Source organism: Grimontia sedimenti (assembly GCF_011045095.1).
GTDB lineage: Bacteria > Pseudomonadota > Gammaproteobacteria > Enterobacterales > Vibrionaceae > Enterovibrio > Enterovibrio sedimenti.
The window spans coordinates 1-19606 of the sequence record NZ_JAALDL010000007.1 but is presented as its reverse complement, the minus strand read 5'-3'; the positions used below and the strand labels follow the sequence as shown (position 1 = coordinate 19606).

Annotated in this window: 21 protein-coding genes and 1 pseudogene; 6 read left to right on the top strand and 16 right to left on the bottom strand. The window is 51.4% G+C overall.

The window, feature by feature from the left end; all coding sequences use genetic code 11:
• Positions 1-3 precede the first annotated feature (3 nt).
• Positions 4-1086 carry an A/G-specific adenine glycosylase gene (gene mutY / locus G5S52_RS10820; protein ID WP_165013487.1) on the bottom strand — a complete coding sequence of 361 codons (1083 nt, stop codon included), beginning with the start codon at positions 1084-1086 and terminating at the stop codon, positions 4-6.
• 180 nt (positions 1087-1266) lie between these two features.
• On the opposite strand from mutY, the gene trmB reads away from it, so the two are divergent.
• The 3 genes from trmB (at position 1267) to G5S52_RS10805 (ending at position 3847) form a co-directional block, all read left to right on the top strand.
• Positions 1267-1983 carry a tRNA (guanosine(46)-N7)-methyltransferase TrmB gene (trmB, locus tag G5S52_RS10815; protein WP_165013485.1) on the top strand — a complete coding sequence of 239 codons (717 nt, stop codon included), beginning with the start codon at positions 1267-1269 and terminating at the stop codon, positions 1981-1983.
• 96 nt (positions 1984-2079) lie between these two features.
• Positions 2080-3000, top strand: a complete 921-nt coding sequence (gene glsB, locus G5S52_RS10810; RefSeq protein ID WP_165013483.1) for a glutaminase B — start codon at positions 2080-2082, stop codon at positions 2998-3000.
• Between the two features lie 85 nt (positions 3001-3085).
• Positions 3086-3847 carry a DUF2884 family protein gene (locus G5S52_RS10805; protein WP_165013481.1) on the top strand — a complete coding sequence of 254 codons (762 nt, stop codon included), beginning with the start codon at positions 3086-3088 and terminating at the stop codon, positions 3845-3847.
• 63 nt (positions 3848-3910) lie between these two features.
• Here the strand turns inward: G5S52_RS10805 and G5S52_RS10800 are convergent, their stop codons facing one another.
• The 8 genes and pseudogenes from G5S52_RS10800 to G5S52_RS10765 form a co-directional block, all read right to left on the bottom strand.
• On the bottom strand, positions 3911-5866 hold the full coding sequence (locus G5S52_RS10800; protein WP_165013479.1) for a DUF3857 domain-containing transglutaminase family protein: 1956 nt from the start codon (positions 5864-5866) through the stop codon (positions 3911-3913).
• 52 nt (positions 5867-5918) lie between these two features.
• Positions 5919-7070: a radical SAM family heme chaperone HemW gene (gene hemW, locus G5S52_RS10795; protein ID WP_165013477.1), complete on the bottom strand. Its 1152-nt coding sequence runs from the start codon at positions 7068-7070 to the stop codon at positions 5919-5921.
• A 6-nt stretch (positions 7071-7076) separates the two neighbouring features.
• Positions 7077-7676 (bottom strand): XTP/dITP diphosphatase, encoded by a 600-nt coding sequence (locus tag G5S52_RS10790; protein WP_165013475.1) that lies wholly within the window; start codon positions 7674-7676, stop codon positions 7077-7079.
• 89 nt (positions 7677-7765) lie between these two features.
• The gene (locus G5S52_RS10785; protein WP_165013473.1) at positions 7766-8200 is read right to left on the bottom strand and encodes a DUF4426 domain-containing protein; all 435 of its coding nucleotides are present in this window, start codon (positions 8198-8200) and stop codon (positions 7766-7768) included.
• A gap of 94 nt (positions 8201-8294) precedes the next feature.
• Entirely contained in the window at positions 8295-8606 is a 312-nt protein-coding gene (gene yggU / locus G5S52_RS10780; protein ID WP_165013471.1) for a DUF167 family protein YggU, read from the bottom strand.
• Between the two features lie 3 nt (positions 8607-8609).
• Positions 8610-9176, bottom strand: coding sequence for a YggT family protein (locus G5S52_RS10775; RefSeq protein ID WP_046304353.1), 567 nt, complete (start codon positions 9174-9176; stop codon positions 8610-8612).
• A gap of 9 nt (positions 9177-9185) precedes the next feature.
• A pseudogene (gene proC, locus G5S52_RS10770) lies at positions 9186-10003 on the bottom strand (pyrroline-5-carboxylate reductase).
• Positions 10004-10067: 64 nt separating this feature from the next.
• Positions 10068-10772 (bottom strand): YggS family pyridoxal phosphate-dependent enzyme, encoded by a 705-nt coding sequence (locus G5S52_RS10765; protein WP_165013469.1) that lies wholly within the window; start codon positions 10770-10772, stop codon positions 10068-10070.
• A 26-nt stretch (positions 10773-10798) separates the two neighbouring features.
• Here G5S52_RS10765 and G5S52_RS10760 point away from each other — a divergent pair, with 26 nt between their 5' ends.
• The gene (locus G5S52_RS10760; protein WP_039849741.1) at positions 10799-11836 is read left to right on the top strand and encodes a type IV pilus twitching motility protein PilT; all 1038 of its coding nucleotides are present in this window, start codon (positions 10799-10801) and stop codon (positions 11834-11836) included.
• Between the two features lie 2 nt (positions 11837-11838).
• The gene (locus G5S52_RS10755) at positions 11839-12948 is read left to right on the top strand and encodes a PilT/PilU family type 4a pilus ATPase (protein WP_165013467.1); all 1110 of its coding nucleotides are present in this window, start codon (positions 11839-11841) and stop codon (positions 12946-12948) included.
• A 51-nt stretch (positions 12949-12999) separates the two neighbouring features.
• Here G5S52_RS10755 and ruvX read toward each other — a convergent pair whose 3' ends face one another.
• From ruvX to metK, 7 genes are all read right to left on the bottom strand, one after another.
• Positions 13000-13431, bottom strand: coding sequence for a Holliday junction resolvase RuvX (ruvX, locus tag G5S52_RS10750; RefSeq protein WP_165013465.1), 432 nt, complete (start codon positions 13429-13431; stop codon positions 13000-13002).
• A gap of 9 nt (positions 13432-13440) precedes the next feature.
• Positions 13441-14004, bottom strand: a complete 564-nt coding sequence (locus G5S52_RS10745; RefSeq protein WP_165013463.1) for a YqgE/AlgH family protein — start codon at positions 14002-14004, stop codon at positions 13441-13443.
• A gap of 110 nt (positions 14005-14114) precedes the next feature.
• Positions 14115-15062 carry a glutathione synthase gene (gshB, locus tag G5S52_RS10740; protein ID WP_165013461.1) on the bottom strand — a complete coding sequence of 316 codons (948 nt, stop codon included), beginning with the start codon at positions 15060-15062 and terminating at the stop codon, positions 14115-14117.
• Between the two features lie 29 nt (positions 15063-15091).
• Positions 15092-15823 carry a 16S rRNA (uracil(1498)-N(3))-methyltransferase gene (gene rsmE, locus G5S52_RS10735; protein ID WP_165013459.1) on the bottom strand — a complete coding sequence of 244 codons (732 nt, stop codon included), beginning with the start codon at positions 15821-15823 and terminating at the stop codon, positions 15092-15094.
• A gap of 76 nt (positions 15824-15899) precedes the next feature.
• Positions 15900-16607, bottom strand: a complete 708-nt coding sequence (locus tag G5S52_RS10730; protein WP_205743864.1) for an endonuclease — start codon at positions 16605-16607, stop codon at positions 15900-15902.
• A gap of 79 nt (positions 16608-16686) precedes the next feature.
• On the bottom strand, positions 16687-17214 hold the full coding sequence (locus G5S52_RS10725) for a SprT family zinc-dependent metalloprotease (RefSeq protein WP_165013457.1): 528 nt from the start codon (positions 17212-17214) through the stop codon (positions 16687-16689).
• An 89-nt stretch (positions 17215-17303) separates the two neighbouring features.
• Positions 17304-18458, bottom strand: coding sequence for a methionine adenosyltransferase (gene metK, locus G5S52_RS10720; RefSeq protein WP_002537496.1), 1155 nt, complete (start codon positions 18456-18458; stop codon positions 17304-17306).
• Positions 18459-18844: 386 nt separating this feature from the next.
• Between metK and G5S52_RS10715 the strand changes: the two genes are divergently transcribed.
• Positions 18845-19606: thiamine pyrophosphate-binding protein (locus tag G5S52_RS10715; RefSeq protein WP_497707158.1), on the top strand; the 762-nt coding region annotated here is incomplete at its 3' end.

Here is a 19606-nt window from a genome sequence, read left to right as displayed (position 1 = left end):
ACCCTAGTTATTATTTGAAAGTTCTAGCTCTCTGGTCAGGCTTTCCAGCAGCTTTTGTACCGGTGCTGCCAGCCCGACTTTCGCTGGTTGGGTTAAGTTATACCAAAGCCCGCCGTTGCCTTCCATGATCCCGTTTTCCCCAATGTTATCGGGTTTACTGTGTAACTTGACGCGAACAGGCACGATATCTAAGTGAAAATGGCTGAAGGTGTGACGAAACGCCGTCAGATGTTCAGGTTTCTCATGGCTGTTTGCCGCCAGTTTATGGGAGATAAAACCCTCAGCGGTTTGCTCGGAGGTCTCCGGCAGACACCACAACCCACCCCAAAGTCCTGCTGGTGGTCGCTGCTCCAGCCAGATTTGGTCGTTGTACTGGAACAGAACAAAACAGGTTTCTTTCTCTGGGATAGTTTTCTTGGGTTTCTTTCCGGGAAAATCTGTCTGACGGCCCAGTGCATTGGCTTCACAGCTGTAATTGACCGGGCAGATATCGCACTTGGGTTTGCTTCGGGTACAAATCATCGCACCCATGTCCATCATTGCCTGGTTGTAGCGCTGTACACCTTCGGCAGGCGTGTTTGCCTCGGCATGTTGCCAAAGAAGGTTCTCGACAGGCTTTTTACCTGGCCAGCCTTCAACGGCGAAGTGGCGGGAAAGGGTTCGCTTTACGTTGCCATCTAAAATCGGATGATGTTGACCGAGTGACAGTGAAAGCACAGCACCGGCGGTTGAGCGGCCGACACCGGGTAGTGCCATCACATCTTCAATGTTTGTTGGGAATTCGCCACCGAATTCAGTGGCGATTTTCTGCGCCGCTTTGTGTAGGTTGCGGGCACGGGCGTAGTAGCCAAGCCCAGTCCAGAGGTGCAGCACTTCATCAAGGTCTGCATTGGCCAAGTCCACCACAGTGGGGAAGCGCGCCATAAAGCGTTCGAAATAGGGGATAACCGTCGCAACCTGTGTTTGCTGCAACATGATTTCTGACAGCCACACTTTGTAAGGTGTTTTTTCTTGCTGCCACGGCAGGGTTTTACGGCCGTATTTGTCATACCACGTCAAAATGGCATCGGAAAAAGACTGACTCACTTTGCTTGCTCTTTGTTATCTTTATTGGCGGACAGTCTACTACGGTCGCTGATTAAAAAAGACCACGTTTTCTGGAAAGATTTGTACGGCAAGCGTCCAAGACTTGCACCGAGGCGCAATCTTTGGATAATGCGCGATCCGCTTAACTTTTCTTCATTATTGAGTTGCAGGCATAACACCATGGCAGAAGTCATCAAAACCGAATTGAACGAAGACGGCAAAGTTATTCGTAAGATCAGAAGCTTTGTACGTCGCGAAGGGCGTTTGACCAAAGGTCAGGAGCAAGCAATGAACGATTGCTGGCCGACCATGGGTATCGACTTCGAAGAGAAGCAACTCAATTGGACTGAAGTGTTCGGAAACGACAACCCAGTCGTGCTGGAAATCGGTTTCGGCATGGGCGCATCTTTGGTTGAAATGGCAAAGAATGCACCGGAGAAAAATTTCATCGGTATCGAAGTGCACAGCCCAGGTGTTGGTGCATGTTTGATGGCAGCGCGCGACGCAGGAATCACCAACCTGCGCGTCATGTGTCACGACGCGGTTGAAGTGTTCGAGCACATGCTGCCAGTTGCGAGCCTTGATACCGTTCAGCTTTTCTTCCCGGACCCATGGCACAAAGCGCGTCACCACAAGCGCCGCATCGTTCAGCCAGCATTTGTTCAAATGCTGCGTGACAAGCTGAAAATCGGTGGCATTTTCCACTTGGCGACGGACTGGGAAAACTATGCTGAACATATGGTTGAAGTGATGGATGTGGCACCGGGCTACAAAAACACAGCGGTAGATGGCCCATACATTCCACGCCCTGAAGAGCGTCCACTGACTAAATTCGAAGCGCGCGGCCACCGTCTTGGCCACGGCGTTTGGGATATGAAGTACGCCCGCGTCGATTAATAAAAAACTCATACCATTCTTGCGACACGACTATGTAAAGTGTTGCAAAGCCTAAAGCCAACCTCGTGTTGGCTTTTTTGACCACTGGAGATAGCAATGAAACCCACCCCAGAGCTTTTGAGCGGTATCCTGGAAGAAGTTCGTCCGCTGATCGGACAGGGCAAAGTCGCCGACTATATTCCGGCTCTGAAAAAAGTGCCTGCCTCTAAATTGGGTATCGCGGTGTGCTACAACGACGGCGAAATCATCAGAGCGGGTGATGCCGAAGAAGCCTTTTCTATTCAGTCTATTTCCAAGGTGCTCAGTCTCACGCTAGCCCTGCAAAATTACCAGCCAGAGGAGATCTGGCGCCGCGTGGGTAAGGAGCCTTCCGGTCAGGCATTCAATTCGATGATCCAGTTGGAAATGGAGCAGGGAATCCCCCGAAATCCATTCATCAATGCCGGCGCGCTGGTGGTGTGCGACATGCTCCACAGCCGTCTTTCTGCCCCCCGTCAACGTATGCTGGAATTCGTTCGTCGCCTGTCCGGTAACGAGCATATTTGCTACGACAAAATGGTGGCATCTTCCGAAATGGATCATAGCGATCGCAATGCCTCAATCGCTTATCTGATGCGGGCTTTCGGCAATTTCGACAACGATGTGATGCCGGTACTGGCTAACTACTTCCATTATTGCGCGCTTCGTATGAGCTGTGTGGATCTGGCAAAGACCTTTAACTATCTGGCAAATAAGGGACTTCCTTTAGGCGCAGAAAAAACAATTGTCAGCCAGACTCAGAGTAAGCAGGTGAATGCGCTTCTCGCCACCTGCGGTTTGTACGATGGCGCAGGGGAGTTTGCTTACCGAGTTGGCATGCCGGGTAAGTCCGGCGTCGGTGGTGGGATCATTGCAATCGTGCCGGGCGAAATGTCTATCGCCGTCTGGTCACCGGAGCTGGATCCATCAGGCAACTCCCTCGCGGGCACAGCAGCACTAGAACTGCTGGCAGAGCGCATCGGCCGTTCAATCTTCTAGGGTCTGCAGTCAGACTCTAGTGCCTGGACAGGTGTGACTTCAAAACCGGGTGACACCGTCTAAGCCTGAGATGCGGAGAAGGTTTATGGGAATTGTGAGTCTGACAAATATGCTGAAAGTATCCTGTGCGTTGTTGGCGATGTTGCCATTTCTTGCGGCGGCGGACGCTTGTCGCCCTGAGCTCCATGGCGATATCGAAATCAAGTCCAACAGTATCTTTATCGAGCAGAACAATAATACGTTCCGCATCGAACCCAACGGCAGCCTCTATGTCGATGTACACCGCGTTAGTCTGAATGATGCGCAGAAAGCTTCTCTCACCGCTTATAGTGAGAGAGTGCGTGCAGATTTACCGTTTATCAGTAAATCGCTGTCTGATGAGCTGCAAACCTCCTGGCGGGCGCTTGATGGCGTGTTGGCTGCCGAATTGGGTGAACAAAGCAGTCTTCGTGGTGAATTTGGTCAGTTCCACCAGCACCTGCAACGCAGTGTCAGTGCCTCTTTTTACGCCGAAGATCATTCGCCACAGCTTAACCACAGAGCGCTGACCCACACAGTACGCGAACTGGAATCAAGCCTGCCGCAGTTAATCGCCACCGTGTCGAGTCGTGGTTTGATGGACATTGCGGCATTGAGCGCTGGTCAGAACAATCGCATGGAATTTATCTCCAAGAAGATGGCAACGCTTCAGGACAAGCTCGCCAATGAAGTCCGTGTGCAGCGCAATCGTACTGTGGGTGTCAGACAGGAGCTGTGTTCTCGTCTTGGCGTCTGGCAGGATCGGGAGTCGGAAATATCTGAACTTATCCCGGCGTTGAAGGGCTGGAAGACAGTCACCGTTAGATAGTTTTATCTTCTTAAAAAACCGGCGCGGTATTCCGCGCCGTTTTTGCTTCTGCTGTCTGCATTTTTACGGTCTGTAGGTAAACTCGTAATCCACGTTTTGCCAGGCGTCATCCACATGTCGCATATACTGGCGCAGCTCTTTGGCTTCTACATAGCGGGTTTTCGCCCGGTAATAATAATCTGCCTCTACATAGGTTTTATTAAGCAGCACTTCACCGGGTTCGGCCACGGTTTTCAGCGAGCTTTTAAATTCGAAAAACGGATTGCTCACCGTGTTTTCCGATTGCTCAATGTCCCAGTTTTCAGGAAGACTCAATTTGATTTTCTGACGAACTGCCCCATCGGTGCCAAAGCGGAATGGGGTTTTGCGACGGATGAGATCCGGCTTGGTCAGGTAGTCATCGACAATGTCACCGGAAATGACAAACGAGTAGGTGTCATCGGTCTTCGACCAGAGATCTTCAATCACGTACGCTTCATTGAGTGTCAGCTCGTTCAGATCTTTATCGTCGCTGATGGACAACGGACGCAGAAAATCCAGACCACTGAAAAAGCCTGCATAGTAGTTGGCATATTCCTCGCCCAGTTCACGCAAAGGTTTTGATTCCAAATACCGGCGCCAGCGTTCTGCTTCCAGTCCTCGATAGGTGGTTTTCACCGCCAGATAGCTCTGTGTGTTGGCATGATTGACCACATAACGCTGCTCGATGTCCTGAGTCACAGGAACTTCCTGTGTCGTCATCTGGGTGAGCTCCTTGCTGTCAGGTTTGAGGATCAGGCCATACCCGAGTCTTGACTGGGCGAGGGTGTCGAGTCGGTTTCCCTGATGGGTACGGGTGGCATCAATCCAAATCCATTCACCTTCTTTTTTTAGCGCCACAATGACATGGTTAAAGCTGAATGGAGCGGCAGGTTGATGAGCCAATTGATCGCGCCAGAAAGTATCGACCAGCGCGGGATAAGCTTCAACGCCCATGGCTTCCAGCATGGAAACCAACAGCAGGGCTTTGTCTTTGCAATCGCCATAGCCTTGGGAAATGATTTGTGCAGGCGGGCGCGGCTTGTGAGAGCCAATGCCGTTTTCAATACCCAGATAGCGGATGTTGTTCTGCACAAAATGAATCGCAGCCACAGCCTGCTTCTCCGGTGCATCCGGATAGGTTTGTTGGATATCTTTGACCAATGCCTGCACTTCGTCGTCGTCCGGAGTGGCTTGATAAAGCGGCAGCGCCCAGCTCACCACATCTTTCCAATCTGTATAGCTCGAAACGTGAAGATAAGGATATGGGTTGTACCAGCGCGGCTGTTCAGGTTCGTCGAAGTCATACAAACCATTAGCTTGTCGGTAGGTGAAAGTCGTGATGCCATCGTCGCGGGTCTGGCGAAAATCGCCCTGTCCTTTACCGTCCAGATTAGTCACTGAAATACCACTATCCGAGGGCGCAAGGATACGCGCATTCACCAGCGCGACGGTGCTTGCCCAGCCGGTTTTGATGTACCACTCACGGCGTTCACCAAACACGGGATTAAAACCGGTAATGGTGTAGCTGACGTCAATCACATCACCTACCTGAACATCATCAAGCACGATATGCAGGGTTTCATCACCGTTGTAGAGCAGGGAGTCAAGATCCACTTCCCGTTTGAACCGGTCGATCTGAGCGGTTTCTTTTCGATCCAGTACTTTACCGCCCCGCACCAGTTCGAGGCGGTGAATCGCAACTTTCTGATAGGAAGGATCGAAGTCAATTGAGATCTGGGAGCCGGACTCAACACCTTCAATCGAGACCACTTTGCTGGTGTAACGTTTATATTCGACGGGGTTGGGTACGACAAGGTTAAGCTGTCTGTCCACAATCAAAAATTGTTGATCGTAGAAGTGGGCGCTCTTGTCGAGTTCGGGGATTTGGGAAATGGGCTCTACCCAATCTGGCAGAGCGGTATATAAGTCATTTTGTTGCGCGAGTGCGAGGGAGGGAAAGCTCGCTATCACGCCAAGGGCAATCAGATACTTCTTCATCTACAACGCTGTCCTTTGCTTTCGAGAACAAAAGGCAGCGTCGCATTGCTGCCTACTCGTTGATGAACCCTGCGAGTAGATCGTTCAGGAACAATCGCCCTTTCTCTGTCACTTGCCAGTGGGAGTCAGTCTCAGCCAGCAAGCCTTCCTCAATCGCATGTCGAAGCGGCGTTTCGACGGTGCAGAGTGCCAGCCCGGTTCTTGCCGGATAATCGGCTTTCGGGCAGGACTCCACCAGTCGGAATCGGTTCATGAAGAACTCGAACGGCAGTTCATCTGCTTCCACTATATGCAATTCGCTGAGGTAGTCTTTCTCAGGATCGAGATATCCGCGCGGATGTTTCACTTTTACTGTGCGCTGTACAGTATTGTCATCCAAGGTAATTTTGCCGTGAGCACCGCAACCGATACCCAGATAATCACCAAAACGCCAGTAGTTGAGGTTGTGACGGCACTGGAATCCCGGCTTGCTGTAGCCAGAGGTTTCATACTGTACATAACCGGCATCAGACAGCAGTTTGTGGCCTTGCTCGAAGATGTCCCAAAGATCGTCATCATCCGGCAGTGTGGGCGGCTTAGAGTAATACTGGGTGTTCGGCTCGATAGTGAGCTGATACCAGGAAAGGTGCGGCGGATTGAGCGCAATCGCCTGTTTGAGGTCATCCAGCGCGCCTTCGAGTGTTTGATCAGGAAGACCATGCATCAGATCGAGGTTAAAGCTGTTAAGCCCAGCTTCATGCGCCAGATTAGCAGCACGTTTGGCTTCTTCTGCACCGTGAATGCGGCCAAGACGGGCAAGCTTGTGGTTATCAAAGCTCTGCACGCCAATCGATATGCGGTTCACGCCGGCTTTGCGGTAAGCGACGAACTTGTCGGCTTCCACGGTGCCGGGGTTGGCTTCCATGGTGATTTCAATGTCATCATCAAACGGGATCTGCGCTTCGATGCCTTGCAGCAAGCGGGTGATCTCTTCCGGTGACATCAGGCTCGGTGTACCACCACCAATGAAGATGGAATGCAATTCGCGGCCACTCACCCCTTTGAAACGGTTGAGATCTTTTCTCAAATCATCAAGTAAGGCATCAATGTAGTCGCGCTCCGGTACCTCGCCTTTCAGCGTGTGGGAGTTGAAATCGCAGTACGGGCACTTTTGCACACACCAGGGGATGTGAACATAAAGGCTCAGGGGAATGTGAACCGCCATCGGGGATTACTTCTTCTCTTCGCTCATGGCAGCAAACAGCTTCTTCAGCGCCTGACCGCGGTGTGAGATTTGCTTTTTCACTGCAGGCTCAATGTTTGCCAGTGTGCAGCCATGTTCTTCCACGTAAAACACTGGGTCGTAACCAAAGCCGTGTGAGCCCGACGCTTCGCGTGCGATGGTACCTTCGAATTTACCGTGGCAAACCAGTGGCGTTGGGTCGTTTGCATGGCGCATATAAACCAGCACACAGTGGAAACGCGCGGTGCGTTTGTCATCCGGTGCGTCCGTCATGTTTTCCAGCAGCTTTTCCAGATTCGCCTGATCGCCCTTTCCTTCGCCGGCATAACGTGCGCTGTAAACGCCCGGTGCACCGTTGAGGTAATCCACTTCCAAGCCGGAGTCATCAGCAATTGCTGGCAGGCCAGTTTCTTTTGCTGCATGGCGCGCTTTGATGATGGCGTTTTCAATGAAGGTGGTGCCAGTTTCGTCGGCATCTTTTACTGCGAACTCACTCTGTGCAAACACTTCCAGACCGAAATCCTGTAGCAGATCAGCCATCTCTTTGACTTTGCCAGTGTTACCTGTTGCCAGAACCACTTTGCTCATTGTTCTCTCCTGAATTTGGGGGCGGCCGCGAATCGAAAACCAAAAAAAGGCGCCGCAATGGGGCGCCATGATACCTGAATAAACAGGGGTCAGTCAGCGTAAAACGTCTGGTTAAAGGTCAGTTTTCCGCTGCGGTTTCCTTCAGCGCTGATATCAATAGTGAAGGCGTAATTCTCTTCGTTGGCAAACCGAAGCTCTGCCAGATAGTAAATCGCATTGCCTTCACGTACTTCGCGGAAGGTCAGTGGCTTTTTGTTGCCTAGAAGATTGCGCGCTTCGCCGGTCAGTGTGGCTGTGAGTGCCGGTTTTCCTGCCTGTGCTTTATCTAAAATGGCGATGCTCAGGATGGCATTCACACCACTGCGTTTCAGATCGTAGGCCTTGGCAACTTTTGGGGTGATAAAGGTGGAGTTAAACGCCGAGTAATGCACTTCCAGCGTGCCGATGTCTTTAGACTTACCTGCGTGTGCAAACGGGGAGAGCAGCATCAGTGCACTGATCAGGGGGAGAAAGAAACGTTTCATGACGTATATCCTTGTCGGTTGAAACCAGTGCGTCCATTTGCCGAGTCGCCTAAGACCATTTGCTTAGTAGCACGGGAAAGGACGCACCTTTTTATTACTGCTTAAGTGCAGGGATCAGATCACTGATGGCATCGGGACAAAGCGAAGGGCTGTGAATACGAACCTGCTTGTGTCTGCCAAGCTCACCTTTTTCGATATCAATCTGGCTTTTGGCCACTTTGAACTGTTTCGACAGGAATTTGGTGAGGTGGGCGTTGGCTTTGCCATCAACAGGCGGGGCGGTGATGGCGAGTTTGATTTCCTCGCCGTGTTGCCCCATCCATTGGTCCCTGCTGGCCTTAGGCTGGATATAGAGCCTTAAGATAAGGTCATCGCTATCCAGCCAGGCAGGGCGTGGTGCGGTCATGATTTACAGCACGAACCACAGATTACCGAAGTAAGGGCTCAGCAGATCGCCGATAAAGAAGTTCAGGAACTGCAGCGCGATAAACAGGAACAGGATACTGAGATCCAGACCGCCCAATGGCGGGATCACGCGGCGAATTGGCGCGACCAGTGGCTCAGTAAGCTGAACCATCACATATTCAATTGGGCTGCGGCCTTGGCTCACCCAGCTCAGAATAGCGCGAAGGATCAGTACCCAGAACAGTAGGCCACCTGCGGCTTTCACCAATGCCACTAAACCAATCAGGAAGTAGCTTGAATCAAACACCAGGGTGCCTGAACCGACCAATTGCAGGGTGAAGAACTTCGCTACACACAGCAAGTAAGCAAACAGTACGGTCGCTAAATCCAAGCTTCCGATGGAAGGAATGATGCGGCGCAGCGGTGAAACCACTGGCTGGGTAGCTTTCACCACAAATTGGCTGAATGGGTTGTAGAAGTCAGCGCGTGCCCACTGCAACCAGACTCGAAGCAACACCACCATGATGTATAGATCGAACAGTGTTGAAACGAGAAAATTCATCGAGTTCATAAATTAGCCCTAAAATAGCGATTCCATCTCTTCGGCGCGGCGCACTGCAGCCTGCATGGCTTCAGAGACCGTTTCCTTGAGTTGTTTGTTATTAAATACGTTCAGTGCCTCAGCGGTGGTGCCGCCTTTGGACGTGACTTGTTCTCTTAAGGTTGCCAGTTCAATGTCTGGGTTGGCAACCACCATTTAGCCGCGCCGAGCGCCGCTTGCTGAACAAGCTCCCGTGCGGTTTGTTTATCAAATCCCTGACGCTCTGCTTCTTTCTGCATGGCTTCCATGAACAGGAAGAAATAGGCAGGTGCACTGCCGGCTGCGGCAATCACACCATTGATGCCAGACTCTTCATTCACCCAGCAGACTTTTCCAACGGCGCTTAACAGTTCGCCTGAGAATTGTCGGTCAGCATCAGATACAGAGTCTGGCGCATAAAGGCCACTCATTCCTTCACCAACCAATGAAGGTGTGTTTGGCATCACACGAACAAGGTTGAGCGGTGTGCCAGCCATTTCGCTCAGACGCGATACTGATATGCCGGCTGCGATAGAAATCGTGAGTTTATTCGACCAGTCAACATCTTGCATGCTGGCTAGGAGTTCTTCCATGCCTTGTGGTTTAACGCCGAGCACAACAACATCGGCTTGCTTCGCGCTTTCAATACCGTCTTCATTCGCATTGATGCCAAAGGTTTCACGAAACGCGGCGCTTTTTTCCGGCGTACGGTTAACCGCCGTGATTTTATCTGCTGGATAGCCGGATTCAATCAGGCCAGCAATGATCGAGCGTGCCATGTTGCCGGCACCGATAAAGGCAATTGTGCGTTGTTCCATCAATCTTAATTCCTTTGCGATGGTGATGACTTCGCCTAGGGTCAACAGGCCCTAGATTAATGAGCTATTTGCGGTTGCTATAATCACGTGCGCCAAAAATCGCGGTGCCGATTCGCACCATAGTGCTGCCGGAAGCAATCGCTGCATCCATGTCGCCGCTCATACCCATCGACAGGGTATCAAATTGCGGGCGACCTGCTTTCATTTCTTCAAACAGCGCAGACAGCGGCGCGAAGGCTTCAAGCTGTTTCTGGTGATCGTCTTCCGGCTGCGGAATGCACATCAGGCCGCGAAGCGCCAGGTTTGGCAATGCATCAATTTCATCTGCCAGCGTTTTCACTTCTTCAAATCCGGTGCCGGATTTAGAAGTTTCCCCGCTGGTGTTGACCTGAATCAGCACCTGAAGTGGCGCTAATTCATCCGGACGCTGATCGCTCAGGCGTTGCGCAATCTTGCTGCGGTCAATCGAATGAACCCAATCGAAGTGCTCTGCAATCGGCCGGGTTTTATTGGACTGGATAGGGCCAATAAAGTGCCATTCAAGATTGGGGTGAATCGCGCTGAAATGGGTGATTTTTTCGACACCTTCCTGCACATAGTTTTCACCAAACAGGGTGTGACCTGCTTCCACGGCGTCTGCGATGGCTCCAATGGGTTTGGTTTTGCTGACAGCGAGCAATTGCACGCCAGAGGCGTCTCTCCCGCATTTTTGTGCGGCACTGTCTATTTGGCTGGTGACCTGTTCTAGGTTTTGTTTGATACTACACATGTTAGATTCTGCGAGGAAACGAGTTAATGGATATTACTGAATTACTGGACTTTAGTGTAAAGCATAACGCTTCAGATCTACATCTTTCAGCGGGAGTTCCCCCAATGGTCCGCGTAGATGGTGATGTCCGCAAGCTTAGCCTGCCTCCGCTAGACCACAATGCGGTGCATCGTCTTATTTTCGATATCATGAACGATGCCCAGCAGCGCGAGTTTGAACAGAACCTTGAAGTGGACTTCTCTTTTGAGCTGGCGTCTGTCGGCCGTTTCCGTGTGAATGCATTTCATCAATCCCGAGGTTGTGCCGCGGTGTTCCGGAGCATTCCTTCGAAAATTCCGACACTTGATGCGATTAACGCACCAGCTGTGTTTCAGCAATTTACCGAATATCAGAAAGGTCTGGTACTGGTCACGGGGCCGACAGGCTCAGGTAAGTCGACCACGCTGGCGGCGATGATCGACAAAATTAACAGCAGTCAGCATCGTCACGTATTGACCATCGAAGACCCGATAGAATTTGTCCACGAACAGAAAAACTGTTTGATCAACCAGCGCGAAGTGCACCGTGATACCCACTCCTTCAACAATGCGCTCCGCTCGGCATTGCGCGAAGATCCGGACGTGATTCTGGTGGGTGAGCTTCGTGATAAAGAAACTATTAGCCTTGCGCTGACGGCAGCAGAAACCGGTCACTTGGTCTTTGGTACGCTGCACACCTCCAGTGCAGCAAAAACCATCGACCGTATTATCGATGTCTTCCCGGGGGCGGATAAGCCGATGGTGCGCTCCATGCTGTCTGAATCGCTGCGTGCGGTAGTTTCGCAAAAACTGGTGAAGCAGATTTCCGGTGGCCGTATTGCTGCCCATGAGGTGATGATTGCGACACCGGCGATTCGAAACCTTATCCGTGAAGACAAGATTGCCCAGATGTATTCGATGATCCAAACCGGCTCAGGTCTTGGCATGCTGACCATGGAGCAGTCACTTCGTAACCTCACCATGCAAGGGCTGGTGGACACGGCCGAAGCAAACAAAGCATTGGACAACGCAGGGATGGGCTTCTAACCATGCAGAACACGCTCCAAGAACTTCTGGATAAGATGCTGGCGCAGAAAGCGTCGGATTGCTACATCACGGTTGATGCGCCTTGTATGTTGCGTGTCGATGGTAGCCTAAAACCAGTGGCTGGAAAGCTCGACTTAGAAAGTGTCAAAGCGCTGGTTACTGAGGCCATGGATACCGAAACCGAGCAGAAGTTTTATGCCGACCGTGAAGCGAACTTTGCTTTAGTCACTGAAAATGGACGCTTCCGTGTCAGTGCGTTCTGGCAGCGTGATTTGCCGGGCATGGTACTTCGCCGCATTGAAACCCAAATCCCTGATATTTACTCGCTGGGCTTACCTGATGTGATTCAGGATTTGTCGATAGCCAAGCGTGGTCTGGTGTTGATTGTCGGTGCGACAGGTTCAGGTAAATCAACCTCGATGGCAGCGATGGTGGGGTTCCGTAACCGACACCGCAGCGGCCATATCCTGACAGTGGAAGATCCGATTGAGTTTATCCACCCGCATGACAAATGCATCGTGACCCAGCGTGAAATCGGTATTGATACCGACAGCTACGAAGTGGCGCTGAAAAACTCGCTGCGTCAGGCGCCGGATATGATCATGATTGGCGAAATCCGAACGCAGGAAACCATGGAATATGCCATGCAGTTTGCTGAAACCGGTCACCTTTGTATCGCAACCTTACACGCCAACAATGCCAATCAGGCACTGGAAAGGGTATTGCATCTGGTGCCTAAAGAACGTCGGGAGCAGTTCCTGTTTGATTTGTCGCTAAACCTTCGTGGTATTCTGGCTCAGCAACTGGTGCCAGATGTCAGTGGTATCGGCCGTCATGGCGCATACGAGCTTCTGCTCAATACCTCTCATGTGTCGGATTTAATTCGCCGTGGTGAGCTGCATGAGCTGAAAGAAACGATCCGCAAAGGCAAGAACGCGGGAATGTGTACCTTTGACCAGTCCCTGTTTGAGCTGTTCCAGGCGGGCAAGGTTTCTAAAGACGAAGCGCTTCATCATGCGGACTCGCGCAATGATCTCAAACTCATGATGAAGATGGCGGAACAGTCATCCAGCAGTTTGTCGCTGGCGAATGTCAGTATTGAGGGGCAGTAAAGAAAGTTGTCCTTCACAGAGAAAAGAAAAGCGCCTCAGGGCGCTTTTCTTTTATTCACCGTATTGGTTTTCAAACCAGCTCTCAACAATGATGACTGCTGACTGGCTATCGATCTCTCCTTTGCCCAGGGCTTTATAGCCACCGTATTCGAAAAGGGAAGAGCGCGCTTCTGTGGTAGTCAAACGCTCGTCATGCAGCTCCACGTTCACACCGAAACGGCCTTTCAGACGGTTGGCAAATTTACGGGCGCGGGGCGTGATGGTCTCAAGCTCGCCGCCGTGTAAATCCAAGGGTAAACCTACAACTACTAAATCGGGTGTCCACTCTTTCAAAATGACGTCTATGGCTTCCCAGCTAGGGATGCCATCTTTGGCTTTGAGGGCTTTTAGCGGTCGGGCAGTGCCGGTAATGGCCTGACCGATGGCCACGCCGATGCTTTTAGTGCCGTAGTCAAAACCCAGCACAGTCTGAATGTTACTCATGGAAAACTCTTATGCGTGTCCAACGTCAGCGGACAGGTTCAAGGCGTCTATGCCCATTTGTTTGAGGGCTTTTTCCCAGCGCTCGTTGATGGGGGTGTCGAAAATCACTTTCGGATCGGCTTCAATCGTCAGCCAACTGTTTTCTGCCAATTCCTGCTCCAATTGACCGGCATCCCAACCTGCGTAGCCAAGCGCAACAATGAATTGCTCGGGCTCCTCTGTGGTTCCCAAGATACTGAGAATATCTTTGGATGTCGTCACGGTCAGCTCATCAGAGAGCTGGATGCTGGAGCCATACAGCTTGAGGTTTTTGTGCAGGACAAAGCCGCGATCTTCCGAAACTGGACCGCCAAACAGCACGGGCTGGTCAAGGCTGACCGGATGGGTAACATCCTGCTCGCGCTCCACTTCGATTTGATCCAGCATCTTGGCAATGGAGATATTGATGGGCTGGTTGATCACCAGCCCCATGGCCCCGTCTTCATTGTGTTCGCACATGTAAACGACACTGTGCTGGAAGCGTTCATCGGCCATGCTGGGCATTGCGACCAAGAAATGATTTTTTAAATTCACTGTGTCTTCCACATTGCGCCCTTCATTGCGTATGAGCCTACTTTCATTATGAGCAGTAAGCTGAAGAATGTCAGATCCGGGCGAGCAGTTTCGCCCGGTTTGCCTTGCGATTATTTTTGCAGGCGAGCTTCGACGGCATCCATCAGTTTGCCACTGATATTGATATCAAATGCGGCTTCAATTTCTCGGATACAGGTCGGGCTGGTCACGTTAATTTCGGTCAGCTTGTCACCAATGATGTCCAGACCCACGAAGATAAGGCCTTTCTCTTTCAGCGTTGGTGCCACTGCACGGGCAATTGCCCAGTCAGTGTCGCTGAGTGGGCGCGCTTCACCACGGCCGCCTGCTGCCAGATTGCCACGGGTTTCGCCTTTGGCAGGAATACGAGCCAGACAGTAAGGCATCGGCTCACCATCTACCACCAGAATGCGTTTGTCGCCATTGCTGATGTCTGGGACGAACGTCTGCGCCATACAGTAGTTATTGCCAAGGCCAGTCAGGGTTTCGATGATCACTGACAGGTTTGGGTCGCCTTGCTTCACGCGGAAGATAGACGAGCCACCCATGCCATCCAAAGGTTTCAGGATCACGTCGCCGTGTTTTTCCTGGAACGCTTTGATTTGGTCTGCACGACGGGTCACCAGCGTGATTGGCGTGTGTTCTGGGAACCAAGCAGTGAAGAGTTTTTCGTTACAGTCACGAAGGCTCTGCGGCTTGTTGACGATAAGACAGCCTTCTACTTCCGCACGCTCAAGAATGTAAGTCGCGTAGATGTATTCGGTATCAAACGGCGGGTCTTTACGCATCAACACAGCGTCGAGATCGGCCAGCGCGATTTCCTGCTCGCTGACCACCTCGAACCATTTCTCCGGGTTTTCTTCCAGCGTGACAATCTTGGTGCGTGCCAGCGCCTTGCCTTGCTCTAAAGACAGGTCATTCATTTGCATGTAATGAATTTCCCAGCCGCGCTTTTGCGCTTCCAGCATCATGGCAAAGGAGGAGTCTTTTTTGATGTTGATGGACTCGATTGGATCCATCACTACGCCCAGTTTGATCATTAATTTATCCTTATTAACCGAGGTCGCCTTTAACCCAGATCGCCAAAGCGAACCTGCAGGGCAGTGATTGCCGTCAGTGCTGCGGTTTCAGTGCGCAGAACACGTGGCCCCAATAATGTTTCCTCAAACCCGAATTCACGGGTTCGTTCAATTTCTTCTGATGACAGACCGCCTTCAGGGCCAATCAGCAAACGCACACGGCTAACCGGCTCGGGCAGGGTATTGATTGAGTATTTTGCACGAGGATGAAGGTTCAATTTCAGCCCGTTGAATGTCTCCTGCATCCACTCATCCAGCGACATCACAGGGCGAATCTCTGGCACCAGATTGCGCCCGCATTGCTCACAAGCGGCAATCGCGATTTTCTGCCATTGATGCAGTTTCTTGTCGAAGCGATCTGCATTGAGTTTGACACCACAACGTTCAGAGATCAGTGGGGTGATGACGTTGACGCCCAGTTCCACCGATTTTTGAATAGTGAACTCCATTTTGTCGCCGCGGCTGATGACTTGGCCCAAGTGCAAATCCAGCGGAGATTCGATGCTGCGTTCAACACGCTCAACAATATCAACACTGACAGATTTTTTACCTGATTCAGCAATCACGGCAGGGAACTCTGCGCCGTGTCCATCAAACAGCAAGACTTCCTGACCTGCCTGCATACGAAGCACACGGCCAACGTGATTGGCTGCGTCATCGCTCAGGGCAACGCGGCCAGTGTCAGGCAGGGGCTCGGGATGGAAAATTCTTGGGATACGCATGGTCTTTTCATGACTGGATAACAATAGGCAGCAGTGTATCACGCTGCTGCCTGTAGTCAGTAGTCCGGCGCTGAGGTTATAGACCGGCCTTTTCGCAGGAAGCTTGCACGAACGGGTTGTGATTACCTTGCTCGCGGGCGATGCGGCGGTCGCGTTCACATTCCCACTCGTTGACTGGGTAGGTCTTGTCCCAAGCGTCCATCAGCTTTTTCTGAGCGGATGCCAGGCGAAAATCATATTGCTGGTTCATGTACTTGTAGGTTCGCGCAATGGCACCGCGGCTTTGTGCTGGCGGCTCAAATACACGTTGCTTGAAGTTCACCTTCGCCGCGCACTGACCGTAGAAAGCCCCGTCGTTGCCATTCCATTGCGAGAAGCGGAAGTTTGAGCGGTCGCCGTTAACTTCGCCAATGGCGGGAACCAGGTTGTGCAGGTCAGCTTCCATTAGTTTGAAAGCCACGTCATTGCGGGTGCAGTTCTTGCGCCCTCCGTCTTGCCAGCATTGACGCTGGTGGCCAAATTGCCATGCAGGCACCACATGCTCCCATTCAATGCGACTGGCACGCTTTTCCTGTTTGCGGACTTGATAACCACACTCAGAAAAATCAGGCACGCCTTTCTTGCCATGCCATTCAATGTCGCAGCCGCAGTAAAACGAAGTGGGGTAGTCCAGATAGATTTTTTGCGCGATGCGTTTGGCTTTACTGAAGGATTGCGGATGCTCAGCCGCTGCTGCCATTGAGGGGATCAGCAGTGCCGAAAGCAGCATCAGAAATGTTCTCATGTGTAATTAGCGCTCGGTGTTGGAATTGTGTGGTTTGATTATTACAGACTATTGCGAGTGAAATCGCACTAAATTAGTGTTAATTGAAGAGTCTATTGATAGGTAAGTCGTTGCTTATGCAATGGAGGGGGATGAAAACAAGTGGCTGTTGACAGCGGCGGCAAACATACTGAACTTGTTCGCGCTGAACTTTGTTGTGGCGACGAATAGAGAGCTCTATATGGTCACAACCGCACTGATAGGTGAAAGTTTTGCCCTGAACAGAGCTGACATCAAAGCTGTGGGTGGTTTTGGGTGCCACACCAAACACCTGTGACATCACTGCCTGCCACTCTTTGCCGTGGGGCCGCACTTTTCCAAAGCGGGCATAAACGATCAAGTGGCTGATTTCATGTGGCACCACTTCGTCAAAAAACGCCTGAATGTTTTCTTCCAGCAATACCGGGTTAAACCTGAGTTGCCAGCGTTGAAGTAATGCCATTCCTGCCGTTTTCCCACGAATATCAAACCGAATTGCAGGCACAGCAAATTCACTCCCAAGCTGTTTGTTAGCCAGAGTGATACATTCGCTGACGCGTTGGGTAAGACGGTAGTGGAGTTCGTTCATGTTCGGCAGTTTAGATTCAAGAGCCGACAGGGTAGGGAACAGAAACAAAAAAGGGAAGCCTGAGCTTCCCTTTTACATGCAGATTGCGATTACTTGATTTGAGCAAAATCGCGCAGTGCTGCCACTTTGTCGGTCTTTTCCCAAGGGAACTCTTCTCGACCAAAGTGACCGTAAGCTGCTGTCTTTTTGTAGATAGGTTGCAGCAGGTTCAGCATTTCCTGCAGGCCATAAGGGCGCAGGTCAAAGTGCTGGCGAACCGCTTCGATGATGATGTCGTGAGACACTTTCTCGGTGCCGAAGGTTTCCACCATGATAGACGTTGGATCTGCCACACCGATGGCGTAAGACAATTGAATTTCACAACGGTCAGCCATGCCTGCAGCAACGATGTTCTTCGCGACATAGCGCGCCGCGTAAGCTGCTGAACGGTCAACTTTCGATGGATCTTTACCCGAGAATGCACCGCCGCCGTGACGAGCTGCGCCGCCGTAGGTATCAACAATAATCTTACGACCCGTCAGACCACAGTCACCCATTGGGCCACCGATAACGAAACGGCCAGTTGGGTTGATGAAGAAGTTGGTGTCTTTGTTCAGCCACTCTGCTGGCAGTACTGGCTTGATGATTTCTTCCATCACTGCTTCACGCAGGTCTGGCGTCGAGATGCTGTCGCAATGCTGGGTAGACAGAACAACCGCATCGATGCCCACGATCTTACCTTGGTCGTACTGGAAGGTAACCTGAGATTTAGCATCCGGGCGTAGCCAAGGAAGGGTGCCGTTTTTACGCACTTCTGCCTGACGTTGAACCAGACGGTGAGAGTAAGTGATAGGTGCTGGCATCAGCACATCAGTTTCATTACATGCGTAACCGAACATGATGCCTTGGTCGCCTGCGCCCTGCTCTTTAGGGTCAGTTTTATCAACGCCTTGGTTGATGTCTGGCGACTGTTTACCGATGGTGTTCAGAACCGCACATGAATCTGCGTCGAAACCCATGTCAGAGTGAACGTAGCCGATTTCGCGAACGGTTTCGCGGGTCAGTTCTTCGATATCAACCCATGCTGATGTCGTGATTTCACCACCTACCATCACCATGCCGGTTTTCACGTAAGTCTCACAGGCTACGCGTGCTTTTGGATCCTGTTCCAGAATCGCGTCAAGAACGGCGTCTGAAATCTGATCTGCGATTTTGTCTGGATGACCTTCTGACACTGACTCAGAAGTAAACAGGTGTTTAGCCATGTCTTTTCCCTAGCAATAATAAATTTGGTTGATACCGAATATCTGTTTGCACAAGCACCTTTGGTCTTTTGACCGTATAAAAGTATAGATGCTTTGCCATCTGGACGTCCATTCTACGCAGGGAGCCGTATAAATCAACCTCACAAATAGTCCGCGTAAATAAGTAAACGTTTGCGCCTGTAATCTTGTAGTTACAAATAGATGCAGAGATTTCACGCTCTGAACAGACAGAACCCCATAAAATCAGCCATGTAAAACGTTTGCAGAGCTGCTGGACTATTGCGACAATACCCGCCCGCCGAATTCAGCAATCTGGCTGCTTTTGTTAACAAGTATTGTGCCGGATTGCCTATAACTCAAAACCTCTAATGATCTCAGGAGCAGACATGTCTTCTCGCAAGGTTTTAGCAAACGCGATCCGTGCCCTCAGCATGGACGGTGTACAACAAGCCAACTCTGGTCACCCAGGCGCCCCAATGGGCATGGCAGATATCGCCGAAGTCCTGTGGCGTGACCACATGAACCACAACCCACAAAACCCTGAGTGGGCAGATCGCGACCGCTTCGTACTGTCAAATGGTCATGGCTCTATGCTGATCTACTCTCTGCTGCACCTGACTGGTTACGATCTGTCTATCGACGATCTGAAAAACTTCCGTCAACTGCATTCTAAAACTCCAGGCCACCCTGAGTACGGCTACGCGCCAGGCGTCGAGACCACTACGGGCCCACTGGGTCAGGGGATCACCAACGCTGTCGGTATGGCGATTGCAGAAAGAGCACTGGCTGCTCAGTTCAACCGTGAAGGCCACGACATCGTTGACCACAACACCTACGTGTTCCTGGGTGACGGCTGTCTGATGGAAGGTATCTCTCACGAAGCATGTTCGCTGGCAGGCACACTGGGTTTGGGCAAGCTGATCGCGTTCTGGGATGACAACGGCATCTCTATCGACGGTGACGTTGAAGGCTGGTTCACTGACGACACACCGAAGCGTTTCGAATCTTACGGCTGGCACGTTATTCCAGCCGTTGACGGTCACGACGCAGATGCGATCAACGCAGCCATTGAAGCAGCGAAAGCAGAAACCGGTCGTCCTACCCTGATTTGTACCAAAACCATCATCGGTTTCGGTTCACCAAACAAA